This window comes from Turicibacter sp. KK003 (assembly GCF_037014675.1).
Lineage (GTDB): Bacteria > Bacillota_I > Bacilli_A > MOL361 > Turicibacteraceae > Turicibacter > Turicibacter faecis.
Map to the genome: position 1 here is coordinate 2,068,981 of NZ_CP142738.1, position 19,510 is coordinate 2,088,490.

Annotated in this window: 19 protein-coding genes; 4 read left to right on the plus strand and 15 right to left on the minus strand. The window is 37.3% G+C overall.

Annotated elements, in window-relative coordinates; all coding sequences use genetic code 11:
• Positions 1 to 507: 507 nt before the first annotated feature.
• Both VXM77_RS10095 and VXM77_RS10100 read right to left on the minus strand, forming a co-directional pair.
• Entirely contained in the window at positions 508 to 1,326 is an 819-nt protein-coding gene (locus tag VXM77_RS10095) for a Cof-type HAD-IIB family hydrolase (RefSeq protein ID WP_161831933.1), read from the minus strand.
• Between the two features lie 96 nt (positions 1,327 to 1,422).
• The gene (locus tag VXM77_RS10100; protein ID WP_161831932.1) at positions 1,423 to 2,367 is read right to left on the minus strand and encodes an L-lactate dehydrogenase; all 945 of its coding nucleotides are present in this window, start codon (positions 2,365 to 2,367) and stop codon (positions 1,423 to 1,425) included.
• Between the two features lie 377 nt (positions 2,368 to 2,744).
• Between VXM77_RS10100 and VXM77_RS10105 the strand changes: the two genes are divergently transcribed.
• Positions 2,745 to 3,464 carry a GerMN domain-containing protein gene (locus tag VXM77_RS10105; RefSeq protein WP_262950940.1) on the plus strand — a complete coding sequence of 240 codons (720 nt, stop codon included), beginning with the start codon at positions 2,745 to 2,747 and terminating at the stop codon, positions 3,462 to 3,464.
• Positions 3,465 to 3,492: 28 nt separating this feature from the next.
• Here the strand turns inward: VXM77_RS10105 and VXM77_RS10110 are convergent, their stop codons facing one another.
• On the minus strand, positions 3,493 to 4,263 hold the full coding sequence (locus VXM77_RS10110; protein WP_161831930.1) for a sulfite exporter TauE/SafE family protein: 771 nt from the start codon (positions 4,261 to 4,263) through the stop codon (positions 3,493 to 3,495).
• Between the two features lie 457 nt (positions 4,264 to 4,720).
• Here VXM77_RS10110 and VXM77_RS10115 point away from each other — a divergent pair, with 457 nt between their 5' ends.
• Positions 4,721 to 5,890: a nucleoside transporter C-terminal domain-containing protein gene (locus tag VXM77_RS10115; protein ID WP_161831929.1), complete on the plus strand. Its 1,170-nt coding sequence runs from the start codon at positions 4,721 to 4,723 to the stop codon at positions 5,888 to 5,890.
• A gap of 290 nt (positions 5,891 to 6,180) precedes the next feature.
• Here the strand turns inward: VXM77_RS10115 and dapF are convergent, their stop codons facing one another.
• The 8 genes from dapF to lysA form a co-directional block, all read right to left on the minus strand.
• Positions 6,181 to 7,032 (minus strand): diaminopimelate epimerase, encoded by an 852-nt coding sequence (gene dapF / locus VXM77_RS10120; RefSeq protein WP_338506261.1) that lies wholly within the window; start codon positions 7,030 to 7,032, stop codon positions 6,181 to 6,183.
• A 428-nt stretch (positions 7,033 to 7,460) separates the two neighbouring features.
• Positions 7,461 to 8,165, minus strand: a complete 705-nt coding sequence (dapD, locus tag VXM77_RS10125) for a 2,3,4,5-tetrahydropyridine-2,6-dicarboxylate N-acetyltransferase (protein ID WP_338507439.1) — start codon at positions 8,163 to 8,165, stop codon at positions 7,461 to 7,463.
• A gap of 22 nt (positions 8,166 to 8,187) precedes the next feature.
• The gene (gene dapB, locus VXM77_RS10130; protein ID WP_262950935.1) at positions 8,188 to 8,949 is read right to left on the minus strand and encodes a 4-hydroxy-tetrahydrodipicolinate reductase; all 762 of its coding nucleotides are present in this window, start codon (positions 8,947 to 8,949) and stop codon (positions 8,188 to 8,190) included.
• A 13-nt stretch (positions 8,950 to 8,962) separates the two neighbouring features.
• Positions 8,963 to 9,838, minus strand: a complete 876-nt coding sequence (dapA, locus tag VXM77_RS10135; protein ID WP_262950933.1) for a 4-hydroxy-tetrahydrodipicolinate synthase — start codon at positions 9,836 to 9,838, stop codon at positions 8,963 to 8,965.
• Positions 9,839 to 9,851: 13 nt separating this feature from the next.
• A complete protein-coding gene (locus VXM77_RS10140) occupies positions 9,852 to 10,832 on the minus strand; it encodes an aspartate-semialdehyde dehydrogenase (protein WP_161831924.1) in 981 nt (326 codons plus the stop codon).
• A 12-nt stretch (positions 10,833 to 10,844) separates the two neighbouring features.
• Positions 10,845 to 11,975, minus strand: coding sequence for a M20 family metallopeptidase (locus tag VXM77_RS10145; protein WP_338506264.1), 1,131 nt, complete (start codon positions 11,973 to 11,975; stop codon positions 10,845 to 10,847).
• 13 nt (positions 11,976 to 11,988) lie between these two features.
• Positions 11,989 to 13,185 carry an aspartate kinase gene (locus tag VXM77_RS10150; RefSeq protein ID WP_338506265.1) on the minus strand — a complete coding sequence of 399 codons (1,197 nt, stop codon included), beginning with the start codon at positions 13,183 to 13,185 and terminating at the stop codon, positions 11,989 to 11,991.
• A gap of 12 nt (positions 13,186 to 13,197) precedes the next feature.
• Positions 13,198 to 14,493, minus strand: a complete 1,296-nt coding sequence (gene lysA, locus VXM77_RS10155) for a diaminopimelate decarboxylase (protein WP_262950928.1) — start codon at positions 14,491 to 14,493, stop codon at positions 13,198 to 13,200.
• A 309-nt stretch (positions 14,494 to 14,802) separates the two neighbouring features.
• Here lysA and VXM77_RS10160 point away from each other — a divergent pair, with 309 nt between their 5' ends.
• Positions 14,803 to 14,976 (plus strand): hypothetical protein, encoded by a 174-nt coding sequence (locus tag VXM77_RS10160; RefSeq protein ID WP_161831920.1) that lies wholly within the window; start codon positions 14,803 to 14,805, stop codon positions 14,974 to 14,976.
• A 317-nt stretch (positions 14,977 to 15,293) separates the two neighbouring features.
• Here VXM77_RS10160 and VXM77_RS10165 read toward each other — a convergent pair whose 3' ends face one another.
• The 4 genes from VXM77_RS10165 to VXM77_RS10180 all read right to left on the minus strand — a co-directional run bounded on the left by VXM77_RS10165 (position 15,294) and on the right by VXM77_RS10180 (position 18,639).
• Entirely contained in the window at positions 15,294 to 16,940 is a 1,647-nt protein-coding gene (locus tag VXM77_RS10165) for an ABC transporter ATP-binding protein (RefSeq protein ID WP_338506267.1), read from the minus strand.
• Between the two features lie 119 nt (positions 16,941 to 17,059).
• Complete coding sequence (locus tag VXM77_RS10170; RefSeq protein ID WP_161831917.1) at positions 17,060 to 17,659, minus strand: ATP-binding protein; 600 nt, start codon at positions 17,657 to 17,659, stop codon at positions 17,060 to 17,062.
• Between the two features lie 121 nt (positions 17,660 to 17,780).
• Positions 17,781 to 18,293, minus strand: a complete 513-nt coding sequence (locus VXM77_RS10175) for a DUF1456 family protein (protein WP_262951099.1) — start codon at positions 18,291 to 18,293, stop codon at positions 17,781 to 17,783.
• A gap of 82 nt (positions 18,294 to 18,375) precedes the next feature.
• Positions 18,376 to 18,639 carry a hypothetical protein gene (locus VXM77_RS10180; RefSeq protein WP_262951098.1) on the minus strand — a complete coding sequence of 88 codons (264 nt, stop codon included), beginning with the start codon at positions 18,637 to 18,639 and terminating at the stop codon, positions 18,376 to 18,378.
• A 150-nt stretch (positions 18,640 to 18,789) separates the two neighbouring features.
• Between VXM77_RS10180 and rluF the strand changes: the two genes are divergently transcribed.
• On the plus strand, positions 18,790 to 19,497 hold the full coding sequence (rluF, locus tag VXM77_RS10185; protein ID WP_161831914.1) for a 23S rRNA pseudouridine(2604) synthase RluF: 708 nt from the start codon (positions 18,790 to 18,792) through the stop codon (positions 19,495 to 19,497).
• Positions 19,498 to 19,510: the final 13 nt, after the last annotated feature.

Genomic DNA, 19,510 nt, shown 5'->3' on the forward strand with positions numbered 1-19,510 from the left:
CAACTAAACCCTCTACTATATCATTATTTGTCCCGCTGGCCTACAGTCCCGTTATGACGCTTAATTAAAAATAATCGTTATTAGCTTTTTATTAAAGTTTAAGGGGATAAAGAATAAAAGACCTGCCATACCTGAAGGGAGTGGCAAGTCTTTTATGATAATAATAGAAGGAGTCTATACAGAAAATCTGCCTTTAAAAAGAATTCTTAAGGTTAACAATTCTTTTAACTTATTATGGATATTCTTCCTTTTTTTAATCAACACCTTTTATTTTTAGCAAAAAGAAAACTTATAGACAACGTTGTCTATAAGTTTTCTACCTATGCTATAACGGAAGAAAAGACATGATAGTGTAAGCCTTTATTTCTAAAGATTTGCTACCTTCTTTATTATAGCTAATCCTTCCCTTTCTAAACTTAATACTTCATTTAAAATTAGAAATAAGGCAAAATTAAACGCCTATCTACAACTTTTATCTAGAATAGGAATAATCGGTCTATTCCTTTTTTATTTAATGTATTCGTAAATAGCCTGAGATACCCCGCCATTTTTATTATCAGCAGTTATATAATCTGCTACTTCTTTCACTTCCGGTGTCGCATTTCCCATAGCAACCGCAATACCTGCCACTTTTAACATAGATAAATCATTCTCGCTATCTCCAATACACATTACCTGATCTGGTGAAACTTTTAAATATTCTGCTAACTGTTTTACGGCTTCCCCTTTCGAGCTTCCTTTTCTCATTACCTCAAAGTTATTGTTCCAGGAAGATACCACCTCTAAATGGGGGCAACTTTCTTTAAGCTTTGCCTTAATTCGACTTAACTGATCCGCGTTTTGGCCAACACAAACGCCTTTTAACACTTCCCCGTCGAATGGGGCTAATTCATCCAGCGTAGAAATCACCTCTAACCGAATTTTCTGTTGATCAGGTAACGTTTGATTTAATACTTTATAAATATTAGTATCCGGAAGTTCTAGGGTTGAAATGATTCCGAAATTAGCAGTTAAATAAGAGAGTAGTCCCTCCTCTTGCGTTAATTCCATAAACTGCTTAATATCCGACAAATTTAGTGGGTTACAGTAAATTTGTTCACCGTTTGTTCCCCCTATAAAGGCCCCGTTTGAGGCGATAATCGGTGTTTTTAATCCTATCGTTTCAGCATACAGCTTGGCACAATTATAGACCCGTCCTGTTGTAATAGCTACATGGACGCCCTTATCATTAGCATACTTAATTGCCTCTTGATCTACCTGGGCAACTCGTTGCTGATCCATTAACAATGTTCCGTCCATATCAATACAAATTAATTTGATATTCATATACATTCCTCGTTTGGGCGCAAATAAAACCTTTTTAAATTTAAGATGAACCAACTTTTTTTTAATGTCATACACGTAAAGAGACGGTACAATTTTTTATCGCACAGTATCTAACGTTTCTTTTAAAATGGAAACAGATTTTGTTAATTGTTTTAACTCGTCTTCTGTAATATTTAAATCAAATACCTCACGAACTCCATCACGATTAATAATGGCTGGAACTCCAGTAAAGATATCATGTAATCCATATTGTCCCTCTAAATATGCTGAGACTGGTAAGACACAGTTTTCATCATTTAAAATGGCTTTAACTAAACGCGTCGTACACATACCGATTCCGTAATAAGTCGCACGTTTACGATCGATGATATGATAAGCCGCATCACGAACATTAACGTAAATTTTGTCTAAGTCTTCTTTCGTAAATTCTGGATGATCTTTTACAATATCTAAAATAGGTTTAACACCAACAGTTGTATGTGACCATAATGGGGTTTCAGTATCCCCATGTTCTCCGACAATATATCCATGAACGTTACGTGGGTCAACTTTTAAATATTTCCCGATTTCATGACGTAAACGTGCAGTGTCTAATGTAGTCCCTGTTCCAATTACACGGTGTTTTGGTAATCCTGATTCTTGCCAAGCAATATAGGTTAAAACATCAACTGGGTTACTTGCAACTAATAAGATTCCGTTAAAACCTGATGCCATAACATTTTTGACAACATCTCGCATAATTTTTGCGTTACGCTCTACTAAAGCTAAACGTGTCTCACCTGGTTGTTGATTGACTCCCGCTGTAATAACAACAACATCTGCCGTTTTACAATCTTCATAAGTTCCTGCCCAAATATTAATTTTTTCGGGCCCGAAAGGAATCCCGTGACTTAAATCCATTGCTTCTCCTTCAGCTTTATCTTTATTAACATCAATTAAAACAAGTTCCTCTGTTCCACCTTGGTTAATCAATGAGTAAGCAAAGCTCATTCCAACAAACCCTGTTCCTACTAATACAACACGTCTAATTTCTTTTTTCATTCACCACTACCTCCTTGGATTGCTATTAAATAGTTTACCTCTTTATTTACTATAGGTAAAATAAATAAATCTAATTAATGTAATAGCATTTATCTATAGTTATACTGCTTAACAATAAACTATTCTTTCAAATTATCCCCAAAATTACCCCCTGTCTATACATCTTCCATTCATCTTTGTAAAAATAACAGCTAGCCTCATTCTAAAATTTAGGAGCTTCATCTTACTTTAAATTCCCTTTATATATGCATTTTTATAAAAAAATATGCAAAAATTTAAATTTTTTATTAAAATTTTAATTCTCTGCCACATTTCTTCCTTTTTTTACATCCTAGCTTGTTATAATACTATCGAATCGAATATTTAGGAGGGAGCTTATGAAGAAACTTATCGTAGCTATCATGACTTGCTTCTTTATGGTTTTTAGTTTGTTTGGTTGCCAAACATTAAACGAAAAAGACTCTAAAGAGAACAAGACAGACGTAGTGAATAACGAGTCTTCAGTGAATGAAGGTCAAAAAGATCAAGCCGATAAAGCTGATCAACCTGATTCTAGTTCTAAACAGCAAACCACGGATACCGATTCTAACACTAATACTAATCACGATGCTTCGGATGCATCTGATTCAGATTCTGATTCAGGCTCCAAGCAGAAAACACAAACACAAAAGAAGACGAGTCGACTCTACTATTATGATGTAGAAAAAGAAAAAATGTTTTACGTCGATAAAACAGTCGAACTTGTCGATGGCGCTTATATTAACGCCTTAACAAATGCTCTGAAAAATAATCAAAAAAATGAAGATTTTGTTGCGGTAAACGATGAAACCTTTGTTACATCAGCTAAGCTTGATGAAGAAAAAGGAATTTTAAATGTTTATTTCAATGATAGCTTCGATTTATCAACAGATTTAGATTCAAAAATTGAACCTAAATTTATTGAGTCGCTCGTCAACACTTATGGTTATAACTATAATGTTGAAAAAGTTGCTCTATTCGTTAACAAGGAACCTTATAAAAATCCTAGTGACACCACGTCTAGTGGATATTTTAAAGTTTCGGTCGACGATGCAACCGAGTATGTGAAAAAAGGATAAATCCTTCGGGATTTATCCTTTTTTTCATTTAACTAAAAAACGACATTCCAATCATCACAAGGCCAAGAATCGAAAGAATGGCGCCTAGTGTTCGGCTTAAAACAACCTCTGACGCCCGATTGGCAAATTGTGCGGATAACCGCGCCCCCAATAAAGTAAAAAGAATACATAAAAATAAGATAACTAAATCTGGCATTCCGCCAATAATAAAATGAGAAACACCTCCAGTTAATGCAGTGAAGGTCATAATAAAAACGCTCGTCCCAATGGCGGTTTTTAACTCATATCGCAAAACACTTGTTAAAATTAATAATAACATCATTCCGCCACCTGCACCAATAAATCCGCAAATAAACCCGATAAGTCCTCCGCATAAAAGAGATTGGATGATTTTCGTTCGAACCGTTTTTTCATCCGCCACTTCCTTTGGAGTTAGGACAGGCTTCACGATAAATTTAATTCCAACTAATAACATCATATAAATTGAAAAATTCCCCATGATTTGATTAGGTACTAATTTGGAAACATAGCTTCCGATTAGGGTAAATACAAGGACGCTCCCTAACATAACTAAGCCATTTTTTATATCAATATTTTTATTTTTAGCATACGTATAGGCGGATACGGCGCTGGCTAAAACGTCTGAAGCTAAAGCAATCCCTACTGCTTCATAGGCAGAAACACCTAAAAAACTAATTAACATCGGGGAAATCACAGACGCGGCACTAAGCCCTGATAACCCAGTACCTACTCCCGCAAAAAGGCCAGCTATTAAACAGATAACAATTTTTAAAATCACAATGGTTCCCTCCTCTTCTTTCACTCACCCTTTTACTACTCATCCATTGCCATCTTATCACATCACACACCTTCATTTATCTTTTCTACATTTTATATCATTCTATGACTCATTTCCTCGCTTTATTCCATATGAAACAGGGATAAAAGTCGAAAAACTGTCATTATTTTTCGGTTTTTAAGGGGAAATCTTCCCCAACAAAACTTCCCGTCTGGAGAGTTTTTTTCTCCTATTTGATTCATCTCAAGGAAAAGCAACAATCCTGATAGGAGGTTTTTTTATACGATGAACGATTAATGTCTCACGATAACTCTAGAATGGACCGATTCTTTCTGATAAAATGGAATCAGTTTAAAAGGAAACAACAAAATTCTTCAACTTTTACCATCTTAATTGAAGAGCGAATCGCAATACGCGAAAATAATTATTAAAATAATAGTATGGAGGTTTTTTTATTATGACAAAGATATTTGCCCTCTTGGGAACCGCGCTCATTGTTCTCGTCACTTATCTCGCATCAAATAACCGGGAAAAAATTCAATGGAAATCTGTAGGGTTGGCGTTTTTAGGCCAATTTATTCTTGCCTTCTTTCTTATTAAAACCCCTATTTGGATTGGGGTAGAATGGCTTTCAGTAGGCGTTAGCTGGATATTAGATCAATCAAAAATAGGAATTGACTTTGTCTTTGGTGGAATCAGTGATCAGTTTGTGTTCTTTCTTAACTCCTTATTACCTATCGTTTTCATTTCAGCATTAATGGGGATTTTATTTCACCTTAATCTATTACAACGCTTTATTTCTATCGTAAGTAAATGTTTAGCCCGTTTTTTAAAAGTCGATACGTTAGTTGCAACAAACGGAATAGCCAATATGTTTTTAGGTCAAACAGAATCTCTATTCGTCACTAAATCCTATCTTCCTCAGGCAAAAGATAACGTCATCTTTGCAACACTTGTCGGTGGAATGACATCCATTAGTGTATCTGTTGTTGGACTTTACGCCTCTTATGGCGCTTCAATGACATGGATTTTAATTTCTATGCCTCTGACTGTTCTTTCAACATTCGTTCTTACGCAAATTTTCATGCCGACTGAATATGATCGTGAGGTTGTCATTCATGTAGAAAATGATAAAGGGGTAAATGTTATAGAAACAATGATGAACTATGCGATGACAGGATTTAAAAGTGTCATTGGGATTACCGTCGCTCTTATCGTGTTTTTATCTCTTGTTGGAATGATTAATAATTTTATCGCCTTGTTTGCCCCGAACTTATCAATTGAATCAATTTTAGGTGTTCTCTTTACACCAATTGCCTATTTAATGGGAGTCTCTCAAGAAGAAGTTTCGCTCGTCTCTCAAATTCTCGCAACAAAATTAGTGACCAATGAAGCTGTTGCCTTTGCCTTACCCCAATTTAGTGAGTTATCGGAAAATGTAAAGGCGATGATGACTGTTGCACTGTGTGGGTTTGCCGGGATTGGATCCATTGGAATCCTTGTGGGTGGTTATTCTGCAATCGCCCCAAATAAAGTTCCTGTAGTTGCCCGACTTGGTGTGAAGGCCCTTTTAATCGCCACCCTCGTTAATATTATGACAGCTGGCGTTGTCGGACTCTTCTTATAAAAAAATGGACGATAATTCGTCCATTTTTTTATAAAGTATAAGATCACCGTTCCCAAATCGTTAGATTTTCATATATTACTATTGAAGCTAGTCATTAAATCCGATTAAAATAATGTTCCCCGAAGCTTCAAAGTTCAGCTAACGTGCCCCTGAATTTTGATAAATTATTTTAATCCTTGCCCCTATACGTGGCTAGCTTACTCAATACTAGTTCCCCCTACTAGTTTCATATATATAAAAACCTTCTATCCCCTAGAAGGTTTTTCTTATTTTTAGAAGCTGTCGAGGTCTTACTCCCCTTGTGGCGACTCCCCATAAACATATTGCCCCGTACATATCAAACGAGCCGGCCCTGTCATATATACCCCATCTTCCTCTTGTTCCATCAGAAGAGTTCCTCCTTTGATAGAAACGGTGATGGATTGATCACACTGGTACAGTTGCCTGCTTAACACAGCACAGGCTGCTGATCCAGTTCCGCAGGCGAGCGTAAGACCCACTCCTTTTTCCCATGTTAAAACCTCAATGTGATGAGGATCAATCACCCGACAAAAGTTCACATTTGTTTTTTGTGGATACATGGCATGATTTTCAATCAGCTCCCCTAAGTGGGTCGCCATCTTCTCATCAATTTCTGAAACGAACATAACCGTATGAATCGTTCCAATAAAGAGGCTACTTATCGTGTAAGGTTCTCCCTCTAATTCAATGGTTTGATTAATGAATTTTCCATCCGATGTCACCTTAGGAACTGCCGGATGAACATAACATGGACATCCCATATTGACTCTAACGTTGCTTTCTTCATTCGTCATAGACACGAGTTCAACCGTCAGCACGCCCGCCAATGTCTCCACCGAAAAAGAGGTTTGCCCCACCAGGCCATGATCATACACATATTTGGCAAAACATCGAATTCCATTTCCACACATCGTAGCTATACTGCCATCAGCATTGTAAAAAATCATTCGAATGTCAGCAACCGTTGAGGGGGCAACAACTATCATCCCATCCGCGCCAATTCCGAATCGTCGATCGCACACATTTTTAGCGAGCGAAGAATACGTAACGCCATCTATCTCAGACTGTTTCACAATAATAAAATCATTTCCCGTTCCTTGATACTTACAAAATTTTAACAAAGGATCCCCTCCCATCAACTCTCAACTGAGTACTTTACAACTTCTTTTTTTATCATATTCCCCTTCCTGCAACAATATAACGAAAAATAATAGTTAAATAATTAAGGATCAGAAGAATATGACTCCTCCCCGTTCCTTAGTGGGTAAAATAGTGAAAAGAAGACAAAATTCGTTTGGGATCTTAGATTTCAATGGTTCACAAACAGGGGAACAAGACTCCCCCTTCAAATAAAGTTTAACGGCACGAAGTTTTAACTCCTTAGAGCTTAGAATAGTTAAAATGGCGATTAATCTTTTTGAATTGTATAAGAAAAAGTACCTCCTTAGTAGACCTTAAAGCGATTCTACCATATGAGATAGGCGCGCTTTTATTTTTTTGTCTACCCCGAAGGTACTATACCAGATTTTTACTTTACTACTTTTTTTAATTATTGACGTAAATCTTCTACCAATTGAGTTTTAGCCGTCGTTTGCTCGTCTTTTTGTTTAATAACACGCGCTGGCATTCCAGCTACAACCGTATAAGGCGCCACATCTTCTGTCACAACAGCTCCTGCAGCAACAACCGCACCTTCTCCTACACGAACACCTTCTAAAATAACGGCATTGGCCCCAATCATTACACCATCTTCAACAATAACGGGAGTTTTACTAGGTGGTTCCAATACACCAGCAATCACGGAACCTGCTCCAACATGAACATTTTTTCCAATCGTTCCGCGTGCCCCAATAACCGCATTCATATCAATCATCGTATTTTCACCAATCTCTGCCCCGATATTCAAAACAGCTCCCATCATAATAACGGCGTTATCTCCAATACTGACCCTATCGCGAATAATAGCACCCGGTTCAATACGCGCTTTAACTTCTTTTAAGTTGAGCATTGGAACCGCCGAATTACGACGATCGTTTTCCATTTCATAGTACGCGATACGATCCTTATTTTGAATAAGAACAGGTTGAACATCCTCATATTCACCAAAAATAACTAGAAATTCTCCTTCTCCAAAGACGCGGCAATTGGGAAACTCCACACCCTTTAAATCACCTTTTACATACACTTTAACGGGCGTACTTTTTTTCGCTTCCTTAATATAACGTGCAATTTCATATGGATCTAACAATCCCACCTGACTCATTCAAAAACCTCCCCTAATTTGCATTCATCACATCATGCATATTATATAACTTAGGCTCACGTTGTGTCACAAACTCAGCTGCTCTAATCGCCTGCTGTGCAAAAATCTTTTTCGATAATGCTGTATGCTTAATCTCAATCATTTCATCTGGACCTGCAAAAATAACCGTATGCTCTCCTGGAATGGTTCCACCACGAACCGAATGAATTCCAATCTCTTTTTCTTCTCGTTTCGTATGGTTTCCTTGGCGACCATAATGGTATTCCATTGAATTATGAAGCTCCTCATTAATTGAACTTGCAATCATAAACGCCGTTCCACTCGGAGCATCCACCTTTTTATTATGATGTTTCTCAATAACCTCAATATCAAATTGGTCATTTAATAAGCGTGTTGCCGTCTTTACCAAATCAAGCAATACATTAACACCTAAAGACGTATTCCCTGAACGGAAAATTGGAATTTGATGAGACGCCTCTACAATCTTTGACTCCTGTTCCTCCGTAAGACCTGTTGTTGCAATGACGGCCGGTACACGGTTTAATAGACAATAATCAATCAATGCATCAATATTCTCTGGTTTTGAAAAATCAATCACCACATCACATGGCACTGTCACTTCCTTCGGAGTTTTAAAAACAGGATATTCATTTTCAAATCGCGTCGGATCTAAATCGATTCCAAACACAACGGTCGTGTGTTGATCCTCTTGCAATAACTCATTTAAAATACGCCCCATCGTTCCATTACAACCACTTAAACCAACTTTTAACATCTACATTCACCTCTTACAATAATTGTTGCTTCATCATTTCTTCTTTTAATTTTTCTACATGTTCTGCTGTCATTTCTGTTAGTGGGAGACGAAGTCCACCCACATTCATTCCCATTAAATTCATAGCTGTCTTAACTGGAATTGGATTGACCTCAATAAAGAGCGCATGAACCAATCCATTCATCTCTAACTGTAACTGGCGTGATTTTAAAACATCACCCGTTAAGTATGCTTCAACTAAATCATGCGTTTGTTGAGGTAAGATATTCGCTAATACCGAAATAACTCCTTGTCCACCCAGTGAAAGAATAGGAACAATCATATCATCATTTCCACTGTAGATGAGAAAATCATTTCCACATAAGCGAGCAATTTCGGCTACCTGTGCGATATCTCCACTCGCTTCTTTAATTCCTATAATATTAGGAATTAACGCTAATTCTTTAACGACACATGGCTTTAAGTTAACTCCTGTTCGACCAGGAACATTATACAAAATAATCGGTATATTTACCGCATTCGCAATCATTTCATAATAACGTCTCAGTCCAAGATCTGTCGCCTTATTATAATAAGGGGTCACGACGAGTAATCCATCCACACCGATCGATTCACAATATTGACTTAACTCAAGAGCATACGCTGCATTATTACTCCCTGTTCCGGCAATGACCTTCACACGCTTGGCAACAACATCCACCGTAAATTTAATAACCGAACGACGTTCTTCATCACTCATCGTTGCAGACTCGCCCGTCGTTCCACAAATAATAATGGCATCTGTTTGATTTTGAATATGCCACTCTAATAACTCCTGTAACCGATCGTAGTCTACACTACCATCCGTTTTAAATGGTGTCACGAGTGCCACACCTGATCCTCTAAACATTAGAACATCCCTCCTACATAAATGTCAGTAAAGATTCGGCAATTTGAACCGCATTAGTTGCAGCACCTTTTCTTATGTTATCGGCAACGACCCATAAATTTAAACCAGAATCTACACTAAAGTCACGACGAATTCTTCCAACGTGAACTTCATCATGCCCCGCTACATCAATTGGAAGGGGATAATCTAAGTGATTTTCTTTGCCGTGTACGACAAGATTAGGCACTTGTTCTAATAAGCGATAAACGTCGTCTAACTCAAACTCTTTTTCAAATTCTAAATTCATGGAAACGCAGTGTCCGTATTTTACAGGCACGCGTGCCGTTGTCGCTGTAATTTTAATTTCTTGGTCGTTTAGGATTTTTTTCGTTTCCTCAATCATCTTAATTTCCTCTTTCGTATATCCATTATCAAAGAAAATATCAATGTGAGGTAGACAGTTTCCTGTAATTGGGTGTGGATAAAATTTTTGTGTTCCATCTTCTAAATCTCTTAAGCCTTTAATCCCTGATCCAGACACCGCCTGATAAGTTGAATAAACAATTCGTTTAATTTGATACGCCTCGTGTAAGACACGTAATGGAACAACCGACTGAATGGTTGAACAATTTGGATTAGCGATTAAATAATCGTCTGGTGTTAACGTGTCCCCATTCACCTCTGGAACAATTAACGCAACCTCTGGATCCATTCGCCATGCACTTGAATTATCAACGACACGTACCCCTTTAGATACAGCGATAGGTGCAAATTTTTTACTCACTTCTCCTCCCGCTGAAAATAAAGCAATGTCAATAGGGTAATCGAATGATTGCTCCGTTAATTCTTCAACAACATAAGTCTCACCCTTAAATGTGATTTCCTTTCCTGCCGAACGGCTTGATGCAAAACAGTACAGGTGATGAATAGGAAAGTTTCTTTCTTCCAACACCTTTAAAAAAGTTTGCCCGACTAATCCAGTCGCCCCAACAATCGCAACATTAACCCCACTCATTTCACACACTCCCTAATAAATTTTTAGTAAATTTCCAACTTCCTGATAAAGTTTAAGTCCCCGCATAAAAACCTCATCACTAAAATTAAATTTTGAATGATGTAAAGGGTACGTAAATCCCCGTTCCTCATTTCGAGTTCCTAGCATAAAAAACAATCCCGGAACTTCCTTCTGATAATAAGCGAAATCCTCCGCAATCATCATCGGGTCCATTTCAACCATCGATGAGGCGAGGGAAGAAGACTTAATCAATTCCACTAAATGAGCATCATTTACGATACACGGGTACATATCTCTAAATGTTGTCGTAATTTGGGCCTTAAACATCGACTCAAGACCTTGATTAATCTCAACCATTCGACGCTTTATCGTTTCATAAACCTCTTCACTAAATGCTCGAATCGTTCCCGTCAACTCTACTTCTTCTGCAATAATATTTCGCCGTTCTCCACCATGCATCGTCCCAATCGTTAAAACACCACAAGAAATAGGGTTTAAATTACGACTAACAATCGTCTGATAACTCATTAATAACTGTGAAGCAATGACTAACGCATCCGTTGATAAATGTGGTAAAGCCCCATGACCTCCACGGCCCTGCACCTTAATATCAACCTCACCCGTCTGAGCTGTCATCACACCTTTTCTAAGACCGAACTTTCCTTCTTCAATTTCTGGATACAGATGTAAGCCAAAAATGTATTGAACGTGATACTTCGTGAACACCCCTTCGGAAACAACGACCTCGGCACCTCCAGGGCCCTCTTCCGCGGGTTGAAAAATTAGTAGAACGCTCTTTTTTAGTTCATTGATGGTCGATAAATATGTCGCAAATCCTAAAAGAATGGACATGTGACCATCATGACCACATCCGTGCATTTGCCCCTCATGAATAGAAGGATGCTCCATCTGAGTTTCTTCAGTTAAACTAAGACCATCCATATCCGCCCGAAAAGCAATACATGTTTCACTCTCTCCTCGGCGATAGGCGAGGAGTCCTGTCTTTGCCGTAGGATATACCTCGTATCCTAATTGAAGTAATTGTTCTTTAAGATAGGCTGATGTCTTAAACTCACAAAAGCCTAGTTCAGGAATTTGATGCAAATACCTCCGATGAGACTTCATTATTTCATTTAAATCCATCTGTCATCCCCCCTTACAGGTTCAACTCCTGTGATAAAATGGCCACGGCTCGTTCTTTATCTAAACGATCAATCGCATAAGAAATACTAATCTCCGAAGTCGTCACTTGTCTAAATGGTATTTTATGATCACTTAAAATTCGGAATAAGCGACCACTCACTCCACTTTGATTTCGCATTCCCATTCCGACGACTGAAAGCTTTGAAATTTCAGACTCCATACATACATGATACTGCGGATCTAACTCGTCCATCACCGCTTGAACCGCCCCTCTATCCTCAACTTTGGCCGTAAAGGATACACTCAGCAGTCCCTCGAATGAGGCCGCCTGACTAATCATGTCCACATTAACATGACGCGCGGCTAACTTGTCAAAAATTAAAGCCATGTTTTCTGCTGCGTCAGGAATCTGACTAATCGTTACCATTAAAATATCATCACAAACACTTAGTCCTGTTACTACTTTTTCTTCCATTGTCCCATCATACTCCTTAATATACGTTCCCTTCTCTTGGTTCATGCTTGAAGCGACATAAATAGGAACTTTATACTTTTGACCGATTAAAATTGACCTTGGTTCCATGACTCCTGCTCCAAGACTCGCCATTTCCATCATTTCTTCATAACTAATCACTTCTAATTTCTTAGCGGGCTTATACAAGCGTGGATCGACAGAATAAATCCCCTCAACATCCGTATAAATATGACAAGGAAAAGATAATTTTGCGGCAAGTGCAACTGCCGTTGTATCTGATCCTCCACGGCCAAGTGTTGTTATTTCCCCTAATTCGTTCATACCTTGAAATCCCGCGACAATGACAATTTTTCCTTCTGCCAAATAATCCTTAACTTTATCAATATCAATATCGATAATTTTATTTTTGGTATGAGGGCCCGCTGTTTTAATTCCCGCTTGAAATCCCGTTAAAGAAATAGCCTCGTACCCTTCCTCCTGAAGCGCCATCGTTAATAAAGCAATCGAAACTTGTTCACCCGTCGAAAGTAATAAATCTAACTCTCTTTCATCGGGGTGTTGACTGATTTGACCCGCCAGTTCCACTAAATGATCCGTTGTTTTTCCCATTGCAGAAACAACAACGACCATATCCAGACCCTTCTCCTTTTCTCGGATAATTCGTTTGGCTACATTTTTTATTTTTTCTGGCGTCGCCACTGAGGTTCCCCCATATTTATGCACTAATCCCCTCATGATTCTCCCCCTCTACAAAACTTCTAACGCTAATAATTCCTCTAATGTTTGTCTACGGCAAACTAATCGACATTTTTCATCGTGAACAAAAACAACGGGTGCCTTCGGAATTTTATTATAATTTGAAGACATCGAATAACCATACGCCCCCGTTGAAGCAATAATTAAAATATCTCCGCTAGCAATTCCTAAAATATCAACATCTGTAATTAAAATGTCTCCACTTTCACAACATTTTCCCGCAATCGTTACTTGTTTTTGATCACCACTTCTCATTTTATTAACAATCGCACACTCATAGCGTGCCTGGTAAAGAGAAGGCCGGATATTATCAGTCATTCCGCCGTCAACGCTAACATATGTCCTAATATCCTTAATGTCTTTTGTTGATCCTACCGTATAAAGTGTGCTTCCCGCATTGGCCACGATTGAACGTCCAGGTTCAATAACAAGGGTTGGGACCTCAATACCTAGCCGCTGACAAGAGCTATCAACTTTACTCAAAATAGCTTCACAAAACTGCTCGATTGTTTTTGGGTGATCATTTTCAGTATAATATACGCCTACTCCCCCACCGAGATCCACCTCTCGAATCTTAATCTGATACTTCTCGTCAAGTTCTTTCACTAAGTTCATCATAATGTCTACTTCATCTAGGAAAGGTTCTACATCAAAAATTTGCGATCCAATATGAGCGTGCAATCCAACAAGCTCTAGGTGCTCATAGCGTGAAAAAACCGATAAACACTCATACAAGTCACCATTGGTTAACGTAAACCCAAACTTAGAATCAATTTGTCCTGTTTTAATGTAATCATGGGTATGGGCTTCAATCCCAGGCGTTATCCTTAAATAAATGGCTTGCTTGCGTCCACGCTGCTTACAAAACGCCTCAAGTAAATCAAGCTCATAATAATTATCAACAACAAAACGACCAACCCCTAAATCAAGACCCATCTGAATTTCATCAATCGTTTTATTATTTCCGTGAAAAAGAACACGCTCCATTGGAAATTCCGCCTTATGGGCCGTGTACAGTTCACCACCCGATACCACATCTAGATATAGACCTTCTTCCTTAATTAATTGACACATGTAAAGTGGTAAGAAAGCCTTTCCTGCATAAGCAACTCGATTTTTACGTTCATTTACTTTAAAATAATTCACATAATCTCTACAATTTTGACGAAGTAATTGTTCATCAAATACATATAACGGAGTCTGGTAACTTTTAGCGAGATCTAAACAACTCACCCCTCCAATATGTAATTCATCATTTTTTACTGACATCGTTCCTAATAGTTTCATTGCGTCGTCCTTTCTTTAGATAACGAAAAAATCGTACTTACAAAGAAAAGCTCCCCAGATTAAAAGTTAAGGAAGCTTCATTCATCATCCCATATAAAAATGGTATTAGCACTTGTGAGACTGGCCGAATTATTCATCTCACTTATCGTACAGTAAAAAATATATTCACGTCTAAGCCAATTTATACGGATTCGATACGTTTTAATAACCGTTTTCTTACGATTTTTTCCAATCATTACTCGTTTTATTCTACATTTAATTAGGGTATGATAGAACTATTCCTAATCGTATAAGAAATGGGGAATTATAATGTTTGAAGAATTAATGATGCAACCTTTGTCACACTTCTATGAGGAAGGAACCTATGAAGAAATTCCTTACTGCGCCAATTGCAATTTAGAAGTAGGCCCTGGAGGGCGAGTTGATACTAGATTTCCCGAACGTGACGATTATAATCGTTGTCGTCAATGCATCGGTAAATAAACAAAGACGTGAATAAGCATAACCCCAGTTATGCTTATTCACGTTTTTTCATGGCAACCTTTCAAATGACTAAATGACATATAGACTCTCATTCATAACAACATCATGGTCACCAATGATTGACCCTAACTCCGGCATTAAAATTGAATGTGCCCCATTTTATGCTTTTATTGTTGAAAAATAAACACGAATTTAAACAATAACTCTCTCTTTTTATGAAAAATACATTATATTTTACTTTATTTTTTAGTTCCCGCGCATGTTGGAGATGACAAAAAAGCATGAAAATCACTCAGGATCTTCATGCCTCTTATTTATCAAGGTTCTAAAATCAATTGCTTATCTAAACGATACACTCGGTCACAGCAAGCAAAAATCTCTTCATCATGAGAAATAATAATAACACTTTTATCTTTTAAATAGGTACGAATACACTCGATGATTAACCGCTTATACTTCCCATCCACATAATTTAGCGGTTCATCTAAAATATAGATTTCCCCGTCTAAATACATCCCGCGTAAGAGTTGAATGATTTTTTGTTCGCCGCTTGAAAGAAGCGGAGTGTCGGGCTGAACCGTTGTATTTAAATCGCGTTGATTATCTTTTAGCACATTTAAAAGTGATTGCACTTCTTCTAGAGCGAAAAACGCGTCTAACTTTTCTAAAGAAGGATCCGTTGTGAGTGCAATATTTTCAAGAACAGTTCCCCTAAATAAAAATAATTTTGGAGGAAGATAGATGACGTGTTCCCTAATCGTTCGCGCATCAAGCGCCGTATAATCCACACCGCTATAGTGTAGGTTCCCTTCATATCCGTCACGCAATTTAATTAGGAAACTAGCAAGCGTTGATTTTCCAGCACCATTTCCACCTTTAATTCCGACTTTTTCACCTTTGGCTAACACCAAATTCAAGTGATTAAACAGAGTCCGGTGTTCATACGAAAAAGTTAAGTCATTAATCACCAGGTCTGTATACGCTGGAAGCTGTGTCGAAGAAGAGTCCGGCTCCTCCTCGAGTAAAAGAAAATTCTTAACTCGCTCAAATGAGACGTTCCACACCTTCATTTCTTTTGTCAACTCCATAAATGTTTCGATTGGACTCCACACTTTAGAAAAATATAAATTAAACGAAATTAACGCCCCTATCGAAAGTTGCTGATTAAATACTAAATACCCGCCGAAACAATAAATCAACAACGTCGCTAAATTCATCACACCCGTCACCCAAAAATAATCATACTGCATCACGTTTTTTGTTTTTTGAAGTGATTGTTTAAAATACCGATTCAGTCCATGATGAATCCGATGCTCCATAAACGATTGCGCACGATTTACTTTAATATCCAGACGCCCTGCCATGAGTTCCTCTGCCATACTTTTTAATTGTTCGTCTTCTTGAATCAATGCGTGACTTGTCTTCTCGATTCTTGGCGCATAAATTTTATAAAGAAAAAGGAAAATGGGGATTAACACTAATAAAAGCAAGGTCAAAATCACATTCATCCTAAACATGATGAAAATTAACGCGACGACATAACCCCCATCAATCAAAACATCAACCCAAGCACTAACGATTAATGGACGAATCGTCTCAGTATCATTAAAAATTTTTTGAATAATTTCCCCTGTTGTCGTGGAAATAAACTGATCATTCTTACCGTTAAATAGTTTGACTAACATATTCTGCTTCATTTGATTTAATACCCGAATCTCAATTAACTGTTGTAAATAATACTTTAACGATAATACACATGAAAATAAAATCATTGCTCCGATGAGCAACAACGTCGTTGACTTAAATCCCCCTAACTGTTGGTACTGAATATCATCAATTAATTGTTTCGTTAAATACGGAATCAGTAACAGTAACCCTTTAACCAAAAGGCTAACCGTGATGTAAAGTATGAGCCTTCCTTTTGATTGATGATACCCCTTAAAAAATTGATAAACTTCCCTCATCCAATCTCCCCCCTTTTGAACTATTATCTCTAGTCTGCCGCTTTTACCATTATATGCAAATCATTATTCATAAAAAAACACGACACCCTTCATCTTGTGTCGTGTTTTTTTGTTTTATTTTACTCAGCTAATTCCACTTTAACCGGTTGTGGAGCTACAATTTCTTTATCGATTCCTACAATATCTAAGATTCTTTGAGAACGTTCACGAGTCGATCCTGTGATAAGTTCATATTTCACATTTTCGGCATTTAAGAAACCTAAAATCGCATTATCGACTTGTTGTGCGACTTCTTCGTCTTGCCAACGAATCCCATCTTTTTTATAACCAAATTCACGAGGAACAAAGAAAATATAGTCATAGTTTGGTAAATCGCGAATCGCTAAACTGTATAAATCATTTAAAATTTCAATTTCTTTTTTCGTACGTTTTTTATCCCCAAGCATTAAACGTCCATAAATATAAGGAACAAATGTTGCATAGTCTGTCACGGCATACTCATGTCCTTTTAAAGCATTCTCTAAATGTAATTGTCCCAAGTAAATTCCATATTGTTCCGAAATCGATTCAATCATCCCTTTATCACGTAAATAATCGGTACTATATTCCGTCGCTACTCCTACGTTAATATCACGAATTTTCATATCGACATATAACTGTTGAATAAGCGTTGTTTTCCCACATCTTGGTCCACCTAGGATTGCAATTCTTACTGTCATCTTTCACGTCTCCAATGTATCGAATTTTTTTATCTCAGAACTCTTCTTTGAGTCTAAATTATATCAATAAATCACATTTTTTTCAATGACATTTTCTTTCAAACACCGACACCTATTTAGGCTACTTATTAACAGTTCGGTATTGAATCGCCAACCCCTTTAAGAAGTTACGTAAATAGCGATCCCCACACTCACGATAATTTTTATGACCCTCTTTACGCAATACAGCACTTAACTCTCCTTTTGAGAGCGAAACACCCGCTAAATTCAAGATTGAAATCACTTCTTCCGCCGTTAACGATAACGCAATTTTTAATTTTTTTAATACAATATTGTTAACATTATTGCGCTTAATCGTTACGGGCTGAGACGTCGATTCTGTTTTTTGTTCCTGTGGCCCACGTTTAAAAATAATTAACCCATTTAAAAAAGCGTCTAACATTTTGTTTGTACACACAAGCGTTTCTTCATCACTCGCATCTGTAAACCCAAATTCCTCTTTAACCTTTGTTAATAACTTTTTAACATCGTCTTCTGTGAGTATAACGCCACCTAGCTTGAAAATTTTAACCATTTGACCATCTTTTAAATTTAAGGCATATCGAATTCGTATTAAAATATCGTTATTGTTCATGTTGAATCCTCCAATAGTTCGTCTTTTTTCTTATTATATCACGAAAAAGGGAGCCACCTCATAAAAGATCGCTCCTTGTTTATTATAGCGACTTCGGTGTCACTAACTCTAAATGATAGAAATCTTCATAACCATAATCACCGACATGATTTAAATAAACACGAATAATTGCTCGAATGTTTGTGCCACAGCTTCGAAGTTCGTCTTCTAATTCGTCACTATTATGGTAGTCAATTAAACGCTCAACCACTTCTGAAATCGTCGATGAATCTAATTCTAACAAATCGACGTTTGATTCGATGTAACTTCCTTCTCGTAAAAACATCACTAAATAATATTGATCCACTTGAAATGCCTCCTCAACGTTTTACTTTATTATAGCATAATTCATATTTTATTCATCAGTTGTCCATCCTACTTAACGAAAATATTTTTTTATCGACAAGTTCGACATTTCAGAGTATACTTAAAAAATATCGCTAAAGGATGTGAAATGATGCGTTTAAATAAATTTATTAGTGAATCAGGAAAAGCGTCTCGTCGTGGAGCAGATAAGTTAATTGAAGAGGGACGCGTTAAAATTAATGGACGAAAAGCGAAAATTGGTGACCAAGTGAAACCTGGAGATGAGGTTATGGTCAATGGTCAACGTCTTCGCTTAGCGCGTAATAATGTCTATATTGCCTTAAATAAACCGGTAGGTATTACGTGTACAACAGAAAAAAACGTCAAAGGAAATATTATCGATTTAGTGAATCACCCTCTTCGAATTTTTAATATCGGGCGACTTGATAAAGATTCAGATGGGCTCATTTTATTAACGAACGATGGAGATATCGTGAATGAAATTTTACGAGCTGAGAATAATCACGAAAAAGAATATATTGTCTCAGTTGACAAACCAATTACCCCTGAATTTATCGAAAAAATGTCAAAGGGAGTCCGAATTCTTGGAACAAAAACACTTCCTTGTTATGTAGAACAACTCTCTAAGTACGAATTTAAAATCATTTTAACCCAAGGTCTTAATCGTCAAATTCGCCGGATGTGTGAAGCATTAGGCTATGAAGTTTACCGTCTTCAACGTGTCCGTATTATGAATATCCATTTAGGAAATCTTCCAATTGGACAATGGCGCGACTTAACAAAAAAAGAAAAAGATCGTTTATTTAAAGATTTAAACTATACACCACAAGAGTGGTAAAAAAAAACAGCGA